General features: G+C 63.4%; 17 protein-coding genes and 1 tRNA gene. 9 read left to right on the top strand and 9 right to left on the bottom strand.

What is annotated here, in order from left to right; genetic code table 11:
• The first annotated feature begins 7 nt into the window (after positions 1–7).
• The 3 genes from bamC (at position 8) to P3C50_RS12290 (ending at position 2,304) form a co-directional block, all read left to right on the top strand.
• Positions 8–1,129: an outer membrane protein assembly factor BamC gene (gene bamC, locus P3C50_RS12300; protein WP_275546225.1), complete on the top strand. Its 1,122-nt coding sequence runs from the start codon at positions 8–10 to the stop codon at positions 1,127–1,129.
• 89 nt (positions 1,130–1,218) lie between these two features.
• Positions 1,219–2,088 carry a phosphoribosylaminoimidazolesuccinocarboxamide synthase gene (locus P3C50_RS12295; RefSeq protein ID WP_275546224.1) on the top strand — a complete coding sequence of 290 codons (870 nt, stop codon included), beginning with the start codon at positions 1,219–1,221 and terminating at the stop codon, positions 2,086–2,088.
• Positions 2,089–2,214: 126 nt separating this feature from the next.
• Positions 2,215–2,304, top strand: a tRNA-Ser gene (locus P3C50_RS12290).
• Positions 2,305–2,394: 90 nt separating this feature from the next.
• Here the strand turns inward: P3C50_RS12290 and yghU are convergent.
• The 5 genes from yghU to metR form a co-directional block, all read right to left on the bottom strand.
• Entirely contained in the window at positions 2,395–3,234 is an 840-nt protein-coding gene (yghU, locus tag P3C50_RS12285) for a glutathione-dependent disulfide-bond oxidoreductase (RefSeq protein WP_275546223.1), read from the bottom strand.
• A 567-nt stretch (positions 3,235–3,801) separates the two neighbouring features.
• Positions 3,802–6,957, bottom strand: a complete 3,156-nt coding sequence (locus P3C50_RS12280; protein WP_275546222.1) for an efflux RND transporter permease subunit — start codon at positions 6,955–6,957, stop codon at positions 3,802–3,804.
• A 1-nt stretch (position 6,958) separates the two neighbouring features.
• Positions 6,959–8,047, bottom strand: a complete 1,089-nt coding sequence (locus P3C50_RS12275; RefSeq protein WP_275546221.1) for an efflux RND transporter periplasmic adaptor subunit — start codon at positions 8,045–8,047, stop codon at positions 6,959–6,961.
• Positions 8,048–8,056: 9 nt separating this feature from the next.
• Positions 8,057–8,713, bottom strand: a complete 657-nt coding sequence (locus P3C50_RS12270) for a TetR/AcrR family transcriptional regulator (protein WP_275546220.1) — start codon at positions 8,711–8,713, stop codon at positions 8,057–8,059.
• Positions 8,714–8,997: 284 nt separating this feature from the next.
• Positions 8,998–9,915, bottom strand: a complete 918-nt coding sequence (metR, locus tag P3C50_RS12265) for a transcriptional regulator MetR (protein WP_197856742.1) — start codon at positions 9,913–9,915, stop codon at positions 8,998–9,000.
• Between the two features lie 167 nt (positions 9,916–10,082).
• Between metR and metE the strand changes: the two genes are divergently transcribed.
• Both metE and P3C50_RS12255 read left to right on the top strand, forming a co-directional pair.
• Positions 10,083–12,371, top strand: a complete 2,289-nt coding sequence (gene metE / locus P3C50_RS12260) for a 5-methyltetrahydropteroyltriglutamate--homocysteine S-methyltransferase (RefSeq protein WP_275546219.1) — start codon at positions 10,083–10,085, stop codon at positions 12,369–12,371.
• Between the two features lie 198 nt (positions 12,372–12,569).
• On the top strand, positions 12,570–13,559 hold the full coding sequence (locus P3C50_RS12255; protein WP_275546218.1) for an alpha/beta fold hydrolase: 990 nt from the start codon (positions 12,570–12,572) through the stop codon (positions 13,557–13,559).
• 11 nt (positions 13,560–13,570) lie between these two features.
• Here P3C50_RS12255 and P3C50_RS12250 read toward each other — a convergent pair whose 3' ends face one another.
• A complete protein-coding gene (locus P3C50_RS12250; RefSeq protein WP_275546217.1) occupies positions 13,571–13,831 on the bottom strand; it encodes a DUF6316 family protein in 261 nt (86 codons plus the stop codon).
• Between the two features lie 278 nt (positions 13,832–14,109).
• Between P3C50_RS12250 and P3C50_RS12245 the strand changes: the two genes are divergently transcribed.
• Complete coding sequence (locus P3C50_RS12245) at positions 14,110–15,060, top strand: DMT family transporter (protein WP_197856731.1); 951 nt, start codon at positions 14,110–14,112, stop codon at positions 15,058–15,060.
• A 6-nt stretch (positions 15,061–15,066) separates the two neighbouring features.
• Here P3C50_RS12245 and P3C50_RS12240 read toward each other — a convergent pair whose 3' ends face one another.
• From P3C50_RS12240 to P3C50_RS12230, 3 genes are all read right to left on the bottom strand, one after another.
• A complete protein-coding gene (locus P3C50_RS12240; protein WP_275546216.1) occupies positions 15,067–15,684 on the bottom strand; it encodes an NAD(P)H-dependent oxidoreductase in 618 nt (205 codons plus the stop codon).
• A complete protein-coding gene (locus tag P3C50_RS12235) occupies positions 15,677–17,071 on the bottom strand; it encodes a class II fumarate hydratase (RefSeq protein ID WP_197856729.1) in 1,395 nt (464 codons plus the stop codon). The genes P3C50_RS12240 and P3C50_RS12235 overlap by 8 nt, the downstream gene beginning before the upstream one ends.
• 84 nt (positions 17,072–17,155) lie before the next feature.
• Entirely contained in the window at positions 17,156–18,166 is a 1,011-nt protein-coding gene (locus P3C50_RS12230) for a DUF2804 domain-containing protein (RefSeq protein ID WP_197856728.1), read from the bottom strand.
• Positions 18,167–18,441: 275 nt separating this feature from the next.
• Here P3C50_RS12230 and P3C50_RS12225 point away from each other — a divergent pair, with 275 nt between their 5' ends.
• The 3 genes from P3C50_RS12225 (at position 18,442) to P3C50_RS12215 (ending at position 20,382) form a co-directional block, all read left to right on the top strand.
• Positions 18,442–18,939: a DUF2059 domain-containing protein gene (locus P3C50_RS12225; protein WP_275546215.1), complete on the top strand. Its 498-nt coding sequence runs from the start codon at positions 18,442–18,444 to the stop codon at positions 18,937–18,939.
• A gap of 11 nt (positions 18,940–18,950) precedes the next feature.
• On the top strand, positions 18,951–19,244 hold the full coding sequence (locus P3C50_RS12220) for a BolA family protein (protein WP_275546214.1): 294 nt from the start codon (positions 18,951–18,953) through the stop codon (positions 19,242–19,244).
• A gap of 199 nt (positions 19,245–19,443) precedes the next feature.
• Positions 19,444–20,382, top strand: coding sequence for a rhodanese-related sulfurtransferase (locus tag P3C50_RS12215; protein ID WP_197856725.1), 939 nt, complete (start codon positions 19,444–19,446; stop codon positions 20,380–20,382).

Genomic DNA, 20,382 nt, shown 5'->3' with positions numbered 1-20,382 from the left:
TCTACGCATGAAGCGACTGGCCGGATTCTCCGCCCTTGCTCTGATCGTCTCCAGCACCAGCGGTTGCGGCTGGCTCTGGGGTGAAAATGGCTACTTCCGTGATCGCGGCAGCGACTACCTGGAAGCGCGCCAGACTGCACCGATGCAATTGCCGGCCGACGTCCAGGCCAAGCGCCTCGATCCGCTGCTGCCAGTGCCTGCCCAGGTTGCCAGCAGCACCGAAACCTCCGGCAAGTTCGACGTACCACGCCCGCAAGGCCTGCAGGTACGTGCCGACGAGCGCGAGTTCAGCCTGCAGCGCAGCGGCGACTCGCGTTGGGTGGTGGCCCAGCGTGTGCCGGCCGAAGTCTGGCCGCTGGCGCGTCAGTTCTTCGAAGACAACGGCTTCCGCATCGCCAACGAGCGCCCGCAGGTCGGTGAGTTCACCACCTCCTGGCAGCGTTTCGACGAACTCGCCACTGGCATGGCCAGCCGCCTGAGCAGCCGCGTTTCCGGTGTTGCGCCGGATGCGGAAACCCGCGTGCGGGTACGCATCGAGCCGGGCGTGCAACGCAATACCAGCGAAGTCTTCGTCACCAGCGCCGAGCGTCCTGCTGGCAGCACGGCCGATGTCGATTTCGCATCGCGTAGCGGCAATGCCAGCCTCGAAGCGGCACTGCTCGACGAAATGCTGGTGAGCATGGCCCGTGGCGTGGAGCAGGGCGGTTCCGTATCGCTGCTCGCCGCGCGCGACTTCGATGCACCCAGCCGCGTCAGTCTGAGCGAAGACGGTAACGGCAACCCGGTTCTCAACCTGGGCGCCGATTTCGATCGCGCCTGGTCCGGTGTCGGTCGCTCGCTGGAGCTTGGCGACGTACGCGTCGACGACCTCAACCGCAGCCTCGGCCTGTACTACATCAACATGGCCGAAGGCGCCCAGGTCAACGAGGAGAAGCCCGGCTTCTTCGGTCGCCTGTTCGGCAGCGCGCCGAGCAAGGAAGAGATCGAAGCCCGCGCCGAGCGCTATCAGGTGCGCCTGACTCCGGTAGGTGATGGCGTCCAGGTCACTGTGGAAAAAGATCTCAACACCATTGCCCCGGCCGATGTATCGCGCCGCGTGCTGAGCCTGATTCAGGATAATCTTGGCTGATCGGGTGCAACGCGCCTCCAGCCGTTAATCGATGGGCGAAACCCTACAAGGTTTCGCCTGTTTTGTTTGCCAGAAACGGAAATGCCGACATGAGCACACCCACCACCCTGAGCCTGAAGAAGATCTACTCGGGCAAGGTCCGCGACCTCTACGAAATCGACGACAAGCGCATGCTGATGGTGGCCACCGATCGTCTGTCGGCATTCGACGTCATCCTCGAACAGCCGATCCCGGAGAAGGGCAAGATCCTCACCGCGATTTCCAACTTCTGGTTCGACAAGCTGGCTGACGTGGTGCCCAACCACTTCACCGGTGACAAGGTCGAAGACGTCGTATCAGCTGCCGAGCTGCCACTGGTCGAAGGCCGCGCGGTCGTCGCCAAGCGCCTTAAACCCGTCGCCGTGGAGGCCATCGTGCGTGGCTACATCGTCGGTTCCGGTTGGAAGGAATACCAGAAGAGCGGCACCGTCTGCGGCATCGTGCTGCCGGCTGGCCTGAAGGAAGCGGCCAAGCTGCCGCAACCGATCTTCACCCCCTCGACCAAGGCCGCCGTGGGCGACCATGACGAGAACATCAGCTTCGAACAGTGCGAAGCCATCATCGGCGCCGAACTGGCCGCCAAGGTGCGTGACACGGCGATCAAGCTGTACACCACGGCAGTGGAATACGCCGCTACCCGCGGCATCATCATCGCCGATACCAAGTTCGAATTCGGCCTGGACGAAGACGGCACCCTGACCCTGATGGACGAAGTGCTGACCCCGGATTCCAGCCGCTTCTGGCCGGCTGACAGCTATGCCGAAGGCAGCAACCCGCCGAGCTTCGACAAGCAGTTCGTGCGCGACTGGCTGGAGTCCACCGGCTGGAACAAGCAGGCCCCGGCCCCGGCCGTACCGGCAGACGTGGCGCAGAAAACCGCTGACAAGTACCGCGAAGCGCTGACTCGCCTGACGGCCTGAGGCTGAAGCCATCAACTGAAAAGGCCGAGCACTGCTCGGTTTTTTCACAAGCGCCTGATAGAACAAGAAAAATTTTAAAAATAAGCTTCGCCAAAGCGTAATCAGCTGTTATCATGCGCGCCGCTTGGGAAGATGCCGGAGTGGTCGAACGGGACGGATTCGAAATCCGTTGTGTCAGCAATGGCACCTAGGGTTCAAATCCCTATCTTCCCGCCACATCAAAAGCCCCGAACCGTAATACGGTTCGGGGCTTTTTCGTGTCTGGGAATCAGCAGCCTTTGTTCCGGTGCTTTCCCGTATCAGTTGTTAATCCAAATCAGCAGGCTGATGCCGTTCGGGCACTTGCTCTGATTGGTCGCCCCATGTGCGATTGACGCGGCGGCCGCGTTGTACGGCTTCGCGTTTGGCGATCTCTTCGGCCCAGCGCAGTACGTGCGGGTATTCATGAACAGCGAGGAACTCCGCTGCCGAGTAGACGTTGTTCCTGACCACTTCGCCGTACCAGGGCCATACGGCGATATCGGCGATGGTATAGGTGTCGCCGGCCAGGTAGCGGTTATTGGCGAGGCGCTGGTTAAGCACGTCGAGCTGACGCTTGGCTTCCATGGTGAAGCGGTTGATGGCGTATTCGAACTTCTCCGGGGCATAGACGTAAAAGTGCCCGAAGCCGCCGCCCAGGTAGGGCGCCGAGCCCATTTGCCAGAACAGCCAGTTGAGGGCTTCGGTGCGGCCTGCCGGATCTGTTGGCAGAAAGGCGCCGAATTTCTCCGCTAGGTAGAGCAGGATCGAGCCGGATTCGAACACGCGGATCGGTGTAGCTGTGCTGCGGTCGAGCAGGGCGGGGATCTTCGAGTTTGGATTGACTCCGACGAAGCCGCTGGAGAACTGGTCGCCCTCGCCAATGCGGATGAGCCAGGCATCGTATTCGGCACCGCTGTGTCCCTGCGCGAGCAGCTCTTCCAGCAGGATGGTCACCTTCACGCCGTTAGGGGTGGCCAGGGAGTAGAGCTGCAGCGAGTGCTTGCCGACCGGCAGTTCCTTCTCGTGGGTGGCGCCTGCGACAGGGCGGTTGATCTTGGAGAACTGGCCGCCGGACGCTTCCAGATGTTGCCAGACCTTCGGCGGTACGTAGGTGGATTGGGTCATCGCTGCCTCGCTTTGTCGACGTGTGAGGGGTGCTGCCGCAGCCAAGACTATCTGGATTGCGCCCGACATTTGAATGCTGTCGGTGCATTTGAATCATCGGCTTGGTGATAGCGCATGTCGGCATAGATATCAGCAGGCGTTGGCAATCGCGGCTAGGCAGGAAAATGGCCGCGCGTTCGACCTGATCGGCTTCGGATCCTGTATGCGCAGCTGCTGCAGGAGTTTTGTGTTGCGCAGAGCAGTTTCAAGCTTCTCTCGACAGGCTTCGCCCCAAAGACATTGGCACAATGCCGCCGTCTGGACTAATCTCTGGTCAACCGGGCTAACGAAGTGGCCTACAGGCAGGACGCCGACCCCACACACTTCGTTAGCTCGGTGTTCATTGCTTGCGCTGGCCGATGTGAGGCGAGCGGAAAAACAAAGCCCTCCGAGAGAGGGCTTTGTCGTTTCTGCGATGCGCATCGTGTTGATAAAGCATCCCTGCTGCTTTTCCATTCCCGCCCTTAACCGTCATTGCTGATTAGCTTAGGCGATATCTGGCGTTTTGCCGTCTATCGTATGGCGGCATCAATCGGTGCGTTGCAGGTGCGACTTTCCCTCGCCACGGGCAATGAGATGTTCGGGCAGGTCGAGCAGGTCGGTGTCGTAGCTCTCCAGCGGTGGCGGGCGGCGTTCGAAGCGGGCACCCAGTACCAAGAGGCAGGGTGTCAGCAGCAGGGTCAGCACCGTGGCGAAGGCCAGGCCGCCGGCGATGGCGCTCGACAGTTGCGTCCACCACTGAGTCGAGGGGGCACCAAAGCCAAGGCTTGGGGTTACCAGGTCGACGTTGATGCTGAGCACCATCGGCATCAGGCCGAGGATGGTGGTCACCGCGGTGAGCAGCACCGGGCGCAGGCGCAGGCAGCCGGTTTCCAGCGCCGCTTCGCGCGGCTGCAGGCCCTGAAGGCGTAGCTGGTTGTAAGTGTCGATCAGGATGATGTTGTTGTTCACCACGATGCCGGCCAGGGCGATCAGGCCCATGCCGACCATGACGATGCCGAACGACTGGCCGTTGACCAGCAGCCCCATCAGCACGCCGGCGGTGGACAGGACGATGGCCGACAGTACCAGCGCCGCCTGGTAGAGACTGTTGAACTGGGTCACCAGGATGATCGCCATGAGGAAGATGGCGACGACGAAGGCGGTCATCAGGAAGGTGGCGGCCTCACGCTGGTCGGCATCTTCGCCGGCAAATTGCACCTTGACCTCGGCCGGTACATCGCCAAGTGCTTCGCGCAGCGCCCTGAGACGTTCGTCGAGGCGGGCGCCTTCAGCCAGATCGGCCTGCAGGGTGATGGTGCGATCGCCATCGACGCGGCGCAGAGTGCCGACCTTGGGTGCCGGCTGCAGGTCGACGAAGTTGCTCAGCGGCACCTGGCCGGAAGGCGTGTTGAGCGTCAGGCGGCCGAGTTGGTCGAGCGAACGCCAGTTGCCGGGCAGGCGCACGCGGATGTCGACCTCATCGGTGGCATCTTCAGGCCGGTAGGTGGCCAGCTTCAGGCCGTTGGTGATCATCTGCACCGCGTTGCCGACGCTGAGCACATCGGCGCCGAAGCGCGCGGCGGCCTCGCGATCGACCTTGATGCGCCACTCGATGCCGGGCAGGGCGCGGTCGTCCTCGATATCGACGAAACCGCCGAGACGCTGCATTTCGCCGCGGATGCGTTCGACCCATTGCTCGCCCAGCGCCGGGTCCAGCGAGCTGATCTGCAGCTTCACCGGCTTGCCCTCCGTGGGCCCCTGTTCCTGCTTGCGAAATTCCAGAATGACGCCAGGAATACCTGCGGTGCGCTGGCTCATTTCGGCGAGAATCTCCTTGGCTGGCCGGCGCTGGTGCCAGTCGACGAACTGGAACTGCAGGGTGCCGATCACGTCGGCGCCGAGCTGGCCCTGCTGGCCTTCCGGCTGGGCCAGAGAGCGTGCATACAGCGCCTTGACCTCACGCATGCCGATTACCTGTTTTTCCACCTGCTGGAGCAGGGCGTCCTTCTCCTGCACCGACAGATCACCGCGGGCGCGCAGCCAGATCTGCGCGCTTTCCGGCTCGACGTCGGGGAAGAACTCCACGCCATGGTTGAAACGCCCGTAGCCGACATAGATCAGGGCGATCAGCGCCAGCATGCCGAGTAGGGTCAGGCCTGGGCGCTTGAGCAGCGTCGCAAGCAGGTTACGGTAGGCGTTACCGGCGCGGTTGGCGGCGGGGGCTTGTGGACGCGCCTGGCCGCCAGTGACGGCACCGAGCACCGGCAGGAACACCAGCGCCATGGCCAGCGATGCCAGCAGGCAAAGAATTACCGTCGCCGGCAGGTACTTCATGAACTGGCCGACCACGCCGGGCCAGAACAGCAGCGGCAGGAACACCACCAGGGTGGTGGCGGTGGAAGCGATTACCGGCCAGGCCATCCGAGTGGCCGCGTTGGCCCAGGCCTGGCGCGGTGTCTGGCCCTGTTGCAGATAGCGGTCGGCCAGCTCGGAAACGACGATGGCGCCATCCACCAGCATGCCCGCCACCAGAATCAGGCTGAACAGCACGACGATATTTAGGGTGAAGCCGAGCATCCAGATCAGCAGGATGCCGCTGAGGAAGGCGCCGGGAATGGTCAGGCCGACCAGCAGCGCCGAGCGCATACCCATGCTCGCCACGACCAGAATCAGCACCAGAACGATGGCGGTCAGCACGTTGTTGAGGAGGTCGCCGAGCATGCTCTGCACCTCCTGCGACTGGTCCATGATGTAGCTGACTTCCACGCCCGGCGGCAGCAGGGGTTTGGCCTGTTCCATCAGCGCCTTGACCTGGTCGATGGTCTCGATGATGTTGGCGCCGCTGCGCTTGGCCACTTCCAGCACGATGGCCGGCTGGCCGTTGATGCGGGCGAAGCCGGTGGGGTCCTTGAAGGTGCGGCGGATGGTGGCGACGTCGGCAAAGGTGACCACGCTGGTGCCGACCACCTTGATGGGCATGCGCATCACGTCTTCGAGGTCTTCGATGACGCCGGGTACCTTCATGCTCATGCGCCCGGCGCCGGTATCCAGGCTGCCGGCGGCGACCAGACGGTTGTTGCGGCTGACCAGATTGAACAGCTCGTTGTAGTCGATGCCGTAGCTGTCCAGCACCTGCGGGTCGACGACGATTTCCAGCAGGTCTTCGCGGTCGCCACCGATTTCCACCGACAGCACCTCGGCGATGCCCTCGATGTTCTCCTTCAGGCGCCGGGCGATGTACACCAGTTCGGTTTCGGCAATCGGCCCGGACAAGCCCACCGACAGCACCGGGAACAGCGCCACGTTGACCTCGGTGACGGTCGGCTCGTCGGCCTCCTCGGGCAGCTTGCTGCGCGCGGTGTCGACCTTCTCGCGCACGTCGGCCAGCGCCACCTTGGCGTCGAAGCCGGCATCGAACTCCAGGATCACCGAGGCGTGACCCTCGCTGGACATCGAGCGCATTTCCTTGACCCCTTCCAGGCTGCGCAGCTCCTGCTCCAGCGGGCGCACCAGCAGGCGCTCGCCATCTTCCGGGCTGATGCCTTCGAGGGTCACCGAGACGTAGATCATCGGGATGGTGACGTCGGGATTGGATTCCTTGGGCATGGCGACGTAGGCCACCAGCCCGCCGCAGAGCAGGAACAATAGGATCAGGATGGTGGTGCGGCTGCGGTCGAGCGCGGCGGCGATCAGTGCGTGCATTTCAACTGCCCTCTGCCGCGAGTTGCGCATTCACCTGCTGGCCGGGCTGGACGAAGCCCTGGCCAAGGGTGATCAACGCCACCTTGGACGGCAGGCCGCTGACCCAGGCGCCCTGGTTGTCGACGCTGATCAGCTCGACCGGGGTGAACTCCACGCGCTGTGCATCGTTGACCCACTTGACGCCGTGGCGGCCGTTTTCGTCCAGGCTGAGCAGGGCGGGGGAAAGACGATGAGCCATGGCTTCGCCGGTCTGGATATGCAGGGTGGCGCTGGCCCCGGCCAGCCGCAGGCCGTCCGGGTTGTCCACCTTGACCTCGATGCGGAAGCTGCGCGAGCCCGGGTCGGCGGCGGCAGCGATGAAGTGCAGTTCGCCCTGCAGCGTGCGGCCATCAAGCAGCTCCACTTTCACCGGCTGGCCCAATTCGAGCTGGGTCACCTGCTGCTGGGCGATCTGCGCGCTGACCTTGAGGCGGTCGATGTCCACCAGGGTCAGCAGGCTCTGGCCGGGTTGAACGAAGTCGCCCAGCTCGACCATGCGCTGGTCGTAGATGCCGGCGAACGGTGCCCTGATCTTGGTGTTGCGTTGCTGCAAGCGGGCGCTGTCGAGTTCGGCGCGGGCCTTGGCCAGCTCGCTCTCCAGGCGCATCAGTTCGTTGGCCGAAACCAGGCTGCGCTCACGCAGGCGTTTGGCCGCGGTGACGTCGCTTTGCCGCTGACGAACATCGGCCTCGCTGCGCGCGACCTGGGCCGGACGGTCATCAGGCGAGAGGCTGAGCAGCACCTGGTCGGCGGCGACGCGGTTGCCCTTGTCCTGATCCAGATTCTGCACGCTGCCGCTGACCTGGGCGCGCAGTTCCACGCGGCGCCAAGCCTCGATCTGTCCCTGCACCACATGCTGGCGCTGCATGGGCTGAGCTGCCAGCCACGTCACTTCTACACGGGCCGGTTCGGCGCTCGTGGCCGGTTTATCGGGGTCGGCCTGTACCTCGTCGCGCGCGACGAAGCGGTCGCCGCTGAGCAGCCAGAGCAGCAGCACGATGGCGATAATGACGGCGATGATCCAGGGACGTTTGCTGAGTTGCGCGAACATGGCGATGGCTTACTCGTTGGTGGCGGGCGCTGCCAGCAGCGCGGCAGCCTGGCCCTGCAGGCCGGCGATGATGAAGTCGGTAACGCGGTCGAAGTACGCGCCCAGTTCGATGTATTCGGCCCAGTGCGCGAAACCGCCGGAGGCGATGCGCGTCATGACGCCGTTAACGCAGGCCTCCACGCCCCACAAAAGGTGTTGGCAGTGCGCGGGGGAGAGCTGCAGGTCGCTGAAGCTGTCTTGCAGAAGGCCGCTGAACAGCTTCATGTAAAGGCCTTCCAACTCGACGAACTGGGCGCGGTAGGGCGCTTCCAGGCGCTCCTGAAAGGCCGGGCGGTCACACAGCAGGCAAAGCTGCGCCTGCAGCGGGTCTGCCTGCAGCAATTCGAAGGCGCGGCGAATGACCCGGCGCATGGCAGTTTCTGTGGGCGCGTTGCGGGCGATGTCCTGCAGCTCGGCCAGATGCTGGCGCGAACAATCCAGCACCAGGCGCGCATAGAGCGCTTCCTTGCTGGAGAAGTGCTTGTAAACGGTGCCCTTGCCGATGCCGGCATGGCGCGCCACCTCGGCAATAGTGACGCGATCCCAGGAGTGATTCTGGAACAGCTGGCGGGCGGCTTCGAGCAGAGCGCTTTCGCGTTGCTGGAAGAGTTGATCCTGGTAGCGCATGGGCTTTCCACCAAAGATTGTGACCGGTGGTCATGCTATGACTGTTGGTCACGATGCGGCAAGGTGGGAGTTGTAACAAGGAAATTGCGGCTAGCGAATCAAACGCTTTCGTGTAGGAACCCGCCTCGGGGCGAAGTTGTGGTTTTGCGGGGTATTGCCGAACGCTTCGCAGCGGGGCGCCGGTTCCACACGTCAGTGGCGCCTGCGCTGTTCTTGTGTGGCAGTCCCGCCAAGGGGCGGATGCAGCTTTTCATCGGCGTGAACCAGCGTTCTGCCTAGCTGGCTCAGCGCGCCACGCTGACACCCTCAAGGCTGGCGAAGGAGGTGTCCTTGGCGGTCAGCAGGAAGTCGCGCATGAAGGGCGCGTCGAGCATGTCGCTGCGGATCGCCGCGTACAGCGTGCAGTACAGGCCTTTTTCGCCCAGACGCTTGGCGCTGACGTAGCCCCGCGAGCTGTATTCGTGCAGCGCCCAGTTGGGTAGGCCGCAGACGCCACGGCCGCTGGCCACCAGTTGCATCATCATCACCGTCAGCTCGGAGGTACGAACCTGCGCCGGCTCGACGTCGGCTGGTTCGAGAAAGCGGGTGAAGATGTCCAGGCGGTCGCGCTCGATGGGGTAGGTGATCAGGGTTTCACTGGCCAGGTCCTCGGGCTGGATAAAGGCCCTGGAGGCCAGGCGATGCTGATTGGCGACCGCCAGCTGGGCTTCGTAGGTGAACAGCGGCACGTATGTGATGCCGGCCAGCTCGATCGGATCTGAGGTCACCACCAGATCCAGGTCGCCACGGGCCAATGCCGGTAGCGGGGCGAAGGAGAAACCCGAGGCCAGGTCCAGCTCCACTTCCGGCCAGGCATCGCGAAACTGATCGATGGTCGGCATCAGCCACTGGAAGCAGCTGTGGCATTCGATGGCCATATGCAGGCGGCCGGCAGTGCCGCCGGCCAGACGCGCCAGGTCGCGTTCGGCGCCGCGCAGCAGGGGCAGGGTAGCGTCGGCCAGCTGCAGCAGGCGCAGGCCGGCACTGGTGAAGCGCACCGGCTTGGTCTTGCGCACGAACAACTGCAGGCCAAGGCGCTCCTCCAGCTCCTTGAACTGGTGTGACAGTGCCGACTGGGTCAGATGCAAGCGCTCGGCTGCCTCTACCAGGCTGTCGGTTTCGCGCAGGGCGTGCAGGGTCTTCAGGTGGCGTAGCTCGAGCATGGCGGTCTCTGTGAAGGTTTCACTCATCCAGCTTCGGAACTGGATGAATATGCTTCATACAGCCTACATGAGTAAATCTATAGATCAAGGCGAAAATCTTGAGTTTGTCTCACTCATGGCCGATGCCGAAAATGGCGCCATCTCGATTCATTGTGGAGCGTCAAGTCATGGCCCTGTCTCATTCCCTCGGTTTCCCGCGCATCGGTCGTGACCGTGAACTGAAAAAAGCTCTCGAAGCGCACTGGCAAGGCGAGCTGGATGAAGCCGGGCTGCGTGCGGTCGGTCAGCGCCTGCGCGCCGAGCACTGGCAGTTGCAAAAGGACGCCGGCATCGACCTGTTGCCGGTGGGCGACTTTGCCTGGTACGACCAGGTGCTCGGTCATTCGCTGGCTTTCGGCGTGATTCCCGAGCGCTTCCGTCCGGCGGACGGCAAGCCGACACTGGAGACGCTGTTCGCCATGGCCCGCGGCGTCACAAACAGCTGCTGCGGCGGCGCTCATGCGCAGGAGCTGACCAAGTGGTTCGACACCAACTACCACTACCTGGTACCGGAATTCAGCGCTGACCAGCAGTTCGCCTTGAGCTGGGAGCAGTTGTTCGAAGAGGTGGAGGAGGCGCATGCCCTTGGCCATCGGGTCAAACCGATACTCATCGGCCCGCTGACCTATTTATGGCTGGGCAAGGCCAAAGGCGCTGATTTTGACAAGCTGGAGCTGCTCGAGCGTCTGCTGCCGGTGTATGGCGAGATTCTCCAGCGCCTGGCTGCGCAAGGCGTGGAGTGGGTGCAGATCGACGAACCGATTCTGGTGCTGGATTTGCCGCAGGACTGGAAGAACGCCTTCGAGCGCGCCTACAACCTGATCCAGCGCGAACCCTGCAAGAAGCTGATCGCCACCTATTTCGGCGGCCTGGAAGACAACCTCGGCCTGGCAGCCAACCTCCCGGTGGATGGCCTGCATATCGACCTGGTGCGGGCGCCGGAGCAGTACCCGACCATTCTCGATCGCCTGCCGGCCTACAAGGTGCTGTCGCTGGGCGTAGTCAACGGCCGCAATGTCTGGCGCTGCGATCTGGACAAGGCCCTGGAGGTGTTGCGTCACGCTCACGAACGTCTGGGCGGGCGGTTGTGGGTGGCGCCGTCCTGCTCGCTGCTGCACAGCCCGGTGGACCTGGCGCGCGAGGATCAACTCGACGCCGAACTGAAGGGCTGGCTCGCCTTCGCCGTACAGAAATGCGCGGAGGTTGCCGTGCTCGGCAGGGCACTGGAGGCGCCGGATGATGCCTCTGTACAGGCTGCACTGGAGGCCAGCCGTGCGGTACAGGCTGCTCGCGCTGCATCGACGCGCATTCACAAGCCCGAGGTTCAGGCGCGTTTGGCGGCGACTCGCCCGCGTCATGCCCAGCGTCAGTCGCCATTCGCCGAGCGTATCGGCAAACAGCGCGAGCGCCTGCAGTTGCCGGTGCTGCCGACTACCAGCATCGGCTCCTTCCCGCAGACTTCGGCCATCCGCCTGGCACGCCAGGCGTTCAGGCAGGGCAAACTCGGCGCCGCCGATTACCTTGACGCCATGCACGGCGAAATACGTGAAGCCGTGAGTGTGCAGGAACGCCTTGGCCTGGATGTTCTGGTGCACGGCGAGGCCGAGCGCAATGACATGGTCGAGTACTTCGCCGAGCAGCTCGACGGCTACGCCTTCACCCGCTTCGGCTGGGTGCAGAGCTATGGCTCGCGTTGCGTCAAGCCGGCGGTCATCGTCGGCGACCTGAGTCGTCCGCAGGCGATGACCGTGGAATGGATTCGCTATGCCCAGAGCCTGACCGACAAGGTGGTGAAGGCCATGTTGACCGGCCCGGTGACCATGCTGATGTGGTCCTTCCCGCGCGAGGACGTATCCCGCGAAGTGCAGGCCAGGCAACTGGCGCTGGCGATTCGCGACGAGGTGGTGGATCTGGAGGCCGCGGGCATCAGGATCATCCAGATCGACGAAGCTGCGTTCCGCGAAGGCCTGCCGCTGCGCAAGGCCGCCTGGCAGCATTACCTGGACTGGGCCACCGAAGCCTTTCGCTTGACCGCCAGTGGCGTGCGTGACGAAACCCAGATCCACACTCACATGTGCTACAGCGAGTTCAACGACGTGATCGAGTCCATCGCGGCGATGGATGCCGACGTGATCACCATCGAGACGTCACGTTCGGACATGGAGTTGCTGGAGGCCTTCGAGCGCTTCGATTATCCCAACGAGATCGGCCCGGGCGTCTATGACATTCACTCGCCACGTGTGCCAGACAGCACTGAGATGCTCGGCCTGCTGCGCAAGGCGGCGCAGCGCATTCCACTGGAGCGGTTGTGGGTCAACCCCGATTGCGGCCTGAAAACCCGCGCCTGGCCGGAGACCGAGGCAGCACTGGTGAATATGGTCGCGGCGGCCAGGCAATTGCGTGCCGAGCTGGCCTGATGTTCCAGGTTGCCGTGGCTGAAGCTCCTCCCGCGTAGCGAGGGGCTTCATGGCGCGACGCTATGGCCGGCCGCTGTCGTCACCTGGCCGCCGACCGTTCGTCCTCCTTCATCAAACTGTCATGCTTGTGTGGCAGCGCAGTCGAACAACTTTCACCAGAATCGCGTTCCAGTGGGGTTCTGCGTTTCTGGTGTTTTCATGCGTGCATTCATTTTTTTGGTCGCGATGCTGTGCGGCCTGCCGTCTTTTGCGGCCAACCGTTGTGATATTTCCGGGCCAACCCGGTATGCCGACGTCGGCGACGTGCGCCTGGCCTACCAGAGTGTCGGTAGCGAGCGCGACCCGACGCTGCTGCTGGTCATGGGCCTGGGCGGACAGCTGATCCACTGGCCTGACGAAGTGGTCGAGCGCCTGTGTCAGCAGGGCTTTCGCGTCGTGCGTTTCGACAACCGCGATGTGGGGCTGAGCAGCTGGCGCAAGCCAGCACCGAGCATCAACCTGCCTTACGAAGTGCTGCGTTACCGTCTGGGGCTGTCGCTCGGCGCGCCTTATCACCTGCGTGACATGGCGGGCGATGCCCTGGCGTTGATGGATAGTCTCGGTGTCGATGCCTTTCACGTCCTGGGCGCGAGCATGGGCGGAATGATCGCCCAGCACCTGGCCGATCTGTCGCCGCAGCGCGTCCTCAGCCTGACGTTGGTGATGACCAGTTCGGGCGCGCAAGGCTTGCCGGCGCCCAGCGATGCCCTGGTGGCCCTGCTGGCGCGGCGTGAGGCGGGCAGTCGTGAGGCCGCTCTGCAGCAGCAGGCCGATCTGCTCGCGGCGCTCGGCAGTCCTTCGGTACATGATGATCGCGCCTTGCTGCTGCACCAGGCCGAAGTGGCCTATGACCGGTCGTTCAATCCCGAAGGCGTGCAACGTCAGTTGCTGGCGATTCTCGCCGAGTCGAGCCGGGTCGAGTTGCTAAATCGTCTGAAAGTGCCGACGCTGGTGGTGCATGGTACGGCCGACCCGCTGTTGCCGGTGATGCATGGCGTGCATGTGGCGGCGCATATCAAGGGCGCCGAACTCAAGCTGATTCCGGGTTTGGCGCATCGCTTTCAGGATGCCTTCAAGGAGCCACTGCTGGCCGCGGTGCTGCCGCATCTTGCGGCGCATCGGGAAGATCTGGGGCTGGCACGTTTGTAGCGATCGAGCGTTCAGAGCTCCTGATTGTGCTTGATCGCTTCGCGGCGCTGCAGGTTGTCGATGTGTTCGCTGCTGTGGCGCAGCAGCTTGTCGGACATGGCCATGCGCTCGATATAGCGCGTGATGCTCTGCTCTGCATCGTGTCGGGAGAGAAATGGACCTTCCAGCGTGCCTTCGCGGGTGGCAAAGAAATACTGGCCATTGACGGCGCTGACGCGAGAACTGCGGTAATGCGTGCCGGGTTGCGAGTCAGCGATACGTTGGCCGAACATGATGAAAGCTCCATCTGAGGGGCTGGATGATTCAAGCCTAATACAAGCGAAACGGCGCGCTTGGCAAAACGACAAATGGTCGATTTTGGCCGCATTTTTTTGCAGATTTAAGCGATTTTTTTGGATATTTGGCGCCAACCTGCCGGCAGGTCTGAATCTTGGGCAGTACAGTTGGGCTCGTCTGCCAGGCCGAACTGTTGCTGTGTCGATAACCTCACCTCTCCTAGAATGGTCGGCTGCGGACGACGTGCTCTGTCGACCGCTTGCCTGAGGTCACCATGCACATTTCCTCCGGCCGTTGGATGTACGGCCTGCTGCTCGCCCTGATCACTTCCGTGCTCTGGGGCATCCTGCCAATCAAGCTCAAAGAAGTTCTCCAGGTGATGGACCCGGTAACCGTCACCTGGTATCGCCTGGCCGTGGCGGGCTCCTTGTTGTTCGCCTATCTGGCTGCGACTCGGCGCTTACCGCGTTTTCGCCCGCTCGGGCGCAAGGGCGGCTGGCTGCTGGCGCTGGCCGTCGGTGGGCTGACGTGCAACTACGTGCTGTATCTGGTCGGGCTCAATCTGCTGAGTCCAGGAACCACGCAGCTGGTGATTCAGGTGGCGCCGATCCTGTTGCTGATCAGCAGTCTGTTCGTCTTTCGCGAGCGTTTCAGTCTGGGCCAGGCGCTGGGCCTGATGGTGATGCTGCTGGGCTTCGGTCTGTTCTTCAATCAGCGCCTGGGTGAGCTGCTGACCTCGCTCACGACCTACACCACCGGCGTGCTGACCGTGCTGGCTGCGGCCTTCGTCTGGACCTTCTATGGCCTGGCACAGAAGCAACTGCTCACCTCGTGGAGCTCCGTGCAGGTGATGATGGTCATCTACCTGGCCTGCGCGCTGCTGCTGACGCCCTGGGCGCATCCCTTGCAAGTGCTGGAGCTGAGCCCGCTGCAGGGGTGGCTGCTGCTGGCCTGCTGCCTGAATACTCTGGTGGCTTATGGCGCCTTCGCCGAAGCATTGGCGCACTGGGAGGCTTCAAGAGTCAGCGCGACCCTGGCGCTGACCCCGCTGGTGACTTTCGTTTCCGTAGCCCTGGCTTCGACCTGGTGGCCGGACCATGTGCTGCCCGAACAGGTCAACTGGATCGCCTATGCCGGTGCGGTGGTGGTCGTGCTCGGCTCGGCACTCACCGCGCTTGGCCCGTCGCTGATGGCGGCTCTGCGGGCGCGCAAGGCCAGGTCCTGACGACGTTTAAACGCTGCTTCCCAGCGTTTCAGCCTTGCGCAGCCAGCTCTGACGCTGCTCTTCGCCGGACGGGCGCACCGGGGCGAACTCGTTCAGGCGGCGGGTCTTGATACCGCAGAAACCGAGGATGGTGCGCACCATCTGCCGATGCGCCGGGGCACCGTAGATCCAGCGGAAGTACCAGCGTGGCGTGTCCATGGTCACCAGCAGGTCGGCGCTGCGGCCGCTGAGCAGCTTGTCCCAGAGCTGCGAGCGGTTGCGGTACTTGAAGGCGAAACCGGGCAGGAATACCCGGTCGAAGAAGCCCTTGAGCAAGGCCGGTATGCCGCCCCACCACACCGGGTAGACGAATACCAGATGTTCGGCCCAGTGGATCAGGCGCTGTGCTTCGAGCAGGTCCGGCTCCAGGTTCTGGCTCTGTTCGTAACCGTCGCGCAGTATCGGGTCGAACTGCATTTCACCCAGCCTCAACTGGCGGACTACATGGCCCTTGCTGCGTGCGCCGTGGGTATAGGCCTCAGCCAGGGCATGGCAGAGGCTGTTCTTTTTCGGCGTGCCGAGAATCAGCAGGATTCGTTTGCCATCGCCTTCCAGCGGTGTGGCGCCGCTCTTGCCCTCACTCATGCCGCCCGGCTCCGAGCATGTCTTGCGGCCTGACCCATTGGTCGAATTCCTCTTCATTCAGATAACCGAGTTGCAGTGCTGCCTGGCGCAACGTGCTGCCTTCGGCATAGGCTTTCTTGGCGATCTCAGCGGCTTTGTCGTAGCCGATGTGGGGATTGAGCGCTGTCACCAGCATCAGGCCGTTTTCCAGATGCGCGGCCATCTGTGCAGCATCCGGCTGCAGGTCGGCCACACAGTGCTGCTGGAAGTTACGGCAGCCGTCGGCAAGCAGGCGGATCGACTGCAGCAGGTTATGGATGATCACTGGCTTGAACACGTTGAGCTGCAAGTGCCCCTGGCTGGCGGCGAAGCTGATGGTGGCGTCGTTGCCCAGCACCTGGCAGGCGAGCATCGACAGCGCTTCGCACTGGGTCGGGTTGACCTTGCCGGGCATGATCGAACTGCCCGGCTCGTTGGCCGGCAGGCGTACCTCGGCGAAGCCGGCGCGCGGGCCCGAGCCGAGCAGGCGCAGGTCGTTGGCCAGTTTCATCAAGGCCACGGCGAGGGTTTTCAGTGCGCCGGAGAGCTGCACCAGCGGCTCATGCCCGGACAGTGCGGCGAACTTGTTCGGTGCGCTGGTCAGCGGCAGGCCGGAGAGGGCCGCCAATTCGGCGGCGATGGCCTCGGCAAAACCGGCCGGCGCATTCAAACCCGTGCCGACGGCGGTGCCACCCTGGGCCAGTTCACAGACGGCGGGCAGGGCGGCGCGAATTGCCGCTTCGGCATGCCCGAGCTGGGCGACGAAGGCAGACAGCTCCTGACCGAAGGTGATTGGCGTGGCGTCCATCATATGGGTGCGCCCGGTCTTGACCAGGTTGGCGTGGCGCTGCGCCTGCTCCTGCAGACCGTCACGCAGCTCGGCCAGCGCCGGCAGCAGGCAATGGCGAACGCCCTGGACGGCGGCAATATGCATGGCCGTGGGGAAGCAGTCGTTGGAGCTCTGCGCGCGGTTGACGTGGTCGTTGGGGTGGACCGGAGTCTTGCCGCCGCGCTGGCCACCAGCCAATTCGTTGGCGCGGCCGGCGATCACCTCGTTGACGTTCATGTTGCTCTGCGTGCCGCTGCCGGTCTGCCAGACCACCAGGGGGAACTGCGAGTCGTGCTGGCCTTCGAGCACTTCGTCGGCGGCCTGCTCGATAAGCCGGGCGATATCGGCCGGCAGCTCTCCGCTGCGGCTGTTGACCCGTGCAGCGGCTTTCTTGATCAGCGCCAGCGCGTGCAGCACAGCCAGCGGCATGCGCTCCTGGCCGATGGCGAAGTTGATCAGCGAACGTTGGGTCTGTGCGCCCCAATAGGCGTCGTTGGGGACTTCGATGGGGCCGATGCTGTCAGTTTCGGTGCGGCTCATGGCGTTCTCCGGGCATGTTCGAGGTTGCTGGCAGTTTAGGTCGCGCCGCCGGAGACTGGTTCCGCAACTTATCTATCGCGCCGATTACCAGCGGGCGTGGGTTTCGCCCAGCCAGCCCAGCGCGCCATCTACCGGAACACGCTCGCCCTTCGGGCCGCGCAGCACACCATCATAGTGGCCGAAGCGCTGTGCGGTGTTGGCGCGGAAGGGGCCAAACTTGGGACAGGCTCTATGTAACTGGCGAGGGGTGAAGCGCAGGGACACGCGGTCGTCTTCGCTGTCCAGGCGCCAGGGGGCCAGCGGCGCCTGCGAGCTGCGGACGATATGCAGCGGGCTGTCGAGCAGCTGTACTTCACCGCCGAACCACAGGGCGTTTTCCGACAGGCCGCTGTGATCCAGCCAGCCCGTACCGAAATTGCCGGCGATACCGCCCGCGGCGGCGAAAGCGGCTCGCTGCCAGTGACTGTGCAGCGGCCAGACGCCACGACCGAAATCCAGCGCGGCGAAGCTCTGGCCAGGCACGCAGCTGTAATGCTTGTTTCCCAGTTGCAGGCTGCCGGCGGTGGGCAGCCCAAGGTGGCGACTGGTGGCATGGAAACCACCATTTTTCAGTGGCGCCACCAGATTGACCGATTGCAGGTGCGCAGGTCGCTGAATGTCCAGGGCGATCTGCAGCGGTTGGCCGCCGATATCGGGCGCTGATGCGGTAAGACGCAAACGCCCGGGATGTTCGTCGGCACGCAGCTGCAGACGAGAGTGGTTGAAGGCGTGACTCTCCTGCGGCAGGTCGGGCAGTTGGCAGCCCAGGGCGAAAAGGCGGAACCGAGCGTGGGCGACCGACTGGCCGGACTCCAGATCGAGAAAATAGGCGGCGCCGTAACCAAGGTAGTCAAGGTCGGCCAGGGTCAGCGCGAGCATCCATTGCGGAGTGGTGATGCACCAGTGGTTCCAGCGTTTGCGCCGTCCCAGATGGCCGCGTAGGGCGCAGTCCACTTGCGGGCGGCTGGACCAGCCGATGGCCTCGTCCAGCAAGCGGCCCTTGCTGTCGCAGAGTGGCTGGCGCGGAAGCGGCTCATGTGAGGTGAGACTGGTCATCGGGCACGTCCATGTTTGTGCGCAGGCTGGCTATCAATTGCCGAGTCCGGGGAGTGCGCACACCTTGATAAGAATGGTGAATATCACGCAGGATGCCGAGCTCGCCCAAGCATGAGCAAGTACTGGCATTTTGGCAACTGACCAGCGGGTGCGCCGGTCTGCATGGCTGCTGTGAGCCAGTGCACAACTCGCATCGCTTGAGGGTTTTGGGCGCAGGGCACAAAATGCCGCCACCGCAGTCTACCCAGACTCATTCATAACCCTGGACGCCTCCCATGCTCCGTTTCTCCACACTCTGCACCGCCATACTGCTCAGCGCGAGCGCATCCCTGGCCATGGCCGATGCCGCCAGCCACGCCGCCGATGCCGAGCGTTTTCTCAAGCTGGCCCATGCCGACAAGCTGACCGTGCCCGTGTACGGCCAGGTGCAGCAGATGTTCGCCCAGCGTTTCGCCGAGGCGCCGGACGGCAAGAAGGCGGTGCTGGAGAGCTATCAGGCCAAGGCCAATGCCGCGCTGGACAAGGCGGTAGGCTGGGACAAGCTGAAGCCGGACATGGTCAAGCTCTACACCAGCAACTTCAACGAGCAGGAGCTCAAGGATCTGATTGCCTTTTACGAGTCGCCGCTGGGGCAGAAGGTGCTGCAGAAGATGCCGACTTTGACCGCGCAATCCGCGCAGATCACCCAGAGCAAGCTGGAAGCCGCGGTGCCTGAGGTGAACAAGCTGCTGGCCGACATGAGCGGCGAGCTCGGACTGCCGAAACAACCCTGATGGAGCTCAAGATGTCCAAGCAAGACCTGATCACCGCTGCCCTCGCTGCGCTGGAGCCCGAGCATCTCGAGGTGCTGGACGAGAGCCATATGCACAGCCGCGGCCTGGAAACCCACTACAAGGCGGTGATCGTCAGCCCGGCGTTTGCCGGGCTCAATGCGGTCAAGCGACATCAGAAGGTCTATGCCACCGTCGGCGAGCTTATGGAGCAGATCCACGCGCTGGCGCTGCACACCTACACGCCGCAGGAGTGGGCAGCGCAAGGCGTGGCACCGGCCTCGCCGACCTGCCGTGGTGGTCATTGAGGTAGCCCGGATGAAATCCGGGGAAACCCATCGGCAGTTCCCGGATCGCATCCGGGCTACGTGACAGGCTGTCGCGCCTTGTCGCCAACCCGCCCCGGCGATTCTCTGCTTTGTTACAATCCCTCCGCGCCGGCCATGCCGGCGTTTTTCATGTCACGCCAGTCCGCCCTTTACGTGGGCGACTACTGAGAGAATATTCATGACCGACAAGATCGTCGTCGCGGCGCTGTATAAATTCGTCTCCCTGCCGGATTACCAGGCGCTGCGCGAGCCTTTGCTGCAAACCCTCATCGACAATGGCATCAAGGGCACGCTGTTGCTCGCCGAAGAAGGCATCAACGGCACCGTGTCCGGCAGCCGCGCCGGCATCGATGCGCTGCTCGCCTGGTTCCACCTGGATGCTCGCCTGGCCGATATCGACCACAAGGAATCCTATTGCGATGAACAGCCGTTCTATCGCACCAAGGTCAAGCTGAAGAAGGAAATCGTCACCCTCGGCGTGCCGGGCGTTGACCCCAACCAGCGCGTCGGCACCTACGTCGAACCACAGGACTGGAACGCTCTGATCAGCGACCCGGAAGTATTGCTGATCGATACGCGTAACGACTACGAGGTAGCCATCGGTACCTTCGAGGGTGCCATCGACCCCAGGACCAAGTCGTTCCGCGAGTTCCCCGAGTACATCAAGGCCCACTTCGACCCGAGCAAACACAAGAAGGTGGCGATGTTCTGCACCGGCGGTATCCGCTGCGAGAAAGCCTCCAGCTACATGCTCGGCGAAGGCTTCGAGGAGGTCTATCACCTCAAGGGCGGCATCCTCAAGTACCTCGAGGAAGTGCCGCAGGATCAGACCAAGTGGCAAGGCGACTGCTTCGTCTTCGACAACCGTGTGACCGTGCGCCACGACCTGTCCGAAGGCGACTACGATCAGTGTCATGCCTGTCGCACCCCGATCTCCGTTGAGGACCGCCAGTCCGAGTTCTACAGCCCCGGCGTCAGTTGCCCGCACTGCTGGGATTCGCTGCCGGAAAAGACCCGCGAGAGCGCCCGCGAGCGGCAGAAGCAGATCGAACTGGCGCGCCAGCGAAACCAGCCGCATCCCATCGGCCGTGATCCCCGCCAACTGAACGAGGCCTGA

The organism is Pseudomonas sp. Marseille-Q0931 (assembly GCF_940789645.1).
Taxonomy (GTDB): domain Bacteria; phylum Pseudomonadota; class Gammaproteobacteria; order Pseudomonadales; family Pseudomonadaceae; genus Aquipseudomonas.
This window is presented reverse-complemented; position numbering and strand designations above follow the sequence as displayed.

Excerpts from the sequence above, each read along its gene's own strand:
- bamC (WP_275546225.1), top strand. The coding sequence starts at position 8 with ATGAAGCGACTGGCCGGATTCTCCGCCCTTGCTCTGATCGTCTCCAGC.
- P3C50_RS12295 (WP_275546224.1), top strand. The coding sequence starts at position 1,219 with ATGAGCACACCCACCACCCTGAGCCTGAAGAAGATCTACTCGGGCAAG.
- yghU (WP_275546223.1), bottom strand. The coding sequence starts at position 3,234 with ATGACCCAATCCACCTACGTACCGCCGAAGGTCTGGCAACATCTGGAA.
- P3C50_RS12280 (WP_275546222.1), bottom strand. The coding sequence starts at position 6,957 with ATGCACGCACTGATCGCCGCCGCGCTCGACCGCAGCCGCACCACCATC.
- P3C50_RS12275 (WP_275546221.1), bottom strand. The coding sequence starts at position 8,047 with ATGTTCGCGCAACTCAGCAAACGTCCCTGGATCATCGCCGTCATTATC.
- P3C50_RS12270 (WP_275546220.1), bottom strand. The coding sequence starts at position 8,713 with ATGCGCTACCAGGATCAACTCTTCCAGCAACGCGAAAGCGCTCTGCTC.
- metR (WP_197856742.1), bottom strand. The coding sequence starts at position 9,915 with ATGCTCGAGCTACGCCACCTGAAGACCCTGCACGCCCTGCGCGAAACC.
- metE (WP_275546219.1), top strand. The coding sequence starts at position 10,083 with ATGGCCCTGTCTCATTCCCTCGGTTTCCCGCGCATCGGTCGTGACCGT.
- P3C50_RS12255 (WP_275546218.1), top strand. The coding sequence starts at position 12,570 with ATGCGTGCATTCATTTTTTTGGTCGCGATGCTGTGCGGCCTGCCGTCT.
- P3C50_RS12250 (WP_275546217.1), bottom strand. The coding sequence starts at position 13,831 with ATGTTCGGCCAACGTATCGCTGACTCGCAACCCGGCACGCATTACCGC.
- P3C50_RS12245 (WP_197856731.1), top strand. The coding sequence starts at position 14,110 with ATGCACATTTCCTCCGGCCGTTGGATGTACGGCCTGCTGCTCGCCCTG.
- P3C50_RS12240 (WP_275546216.1), bottom strand. The coding sequence starts at position 15,684 with ATGAGTGAGGGCAAGAGCGGCGCCACACCGCTGGAAGGCGATGGCAAA.
- P3C50_RS12235 (WP_197856729.1), bottom strand. The coding sequence starts at position 17,071 with ATGAGCCGCACCGAAACTGACAGCATCGGCCCCATCGAAGTCCCCAAC.
- P3C50_RS12230 (WP_197856728.1), bottom strand. The coding sequence starts at position 18,166 with ATGACCAGTCTCACCTCACATGAGCCGCTTCCGCGCCAGCCACTCTGC.
- P3C50_RS12225 (WP_275546215.1), top strand. The coding sequence starts at position 18,442 with ATGCTCCGTTTCTCCACACTCTGCACCGCCATACTGCTCAGCGCGAGC.
- P3C50_RS12220 (WP_275546214.1), top strand. The coding sequence starts at position 18,951 with ATGTCCAAGCAAGACCTGATCACCGCTGCCCTCGCTGCGCTGGAGCCC.
- P3C50_RS12215 (WP_197856725.1), top strand. The coding sequence starts at position 19,444 with ATGACCGACAAGATCGTCGTCGCGGCGCTGTATAAATTCGTCTCCCTG.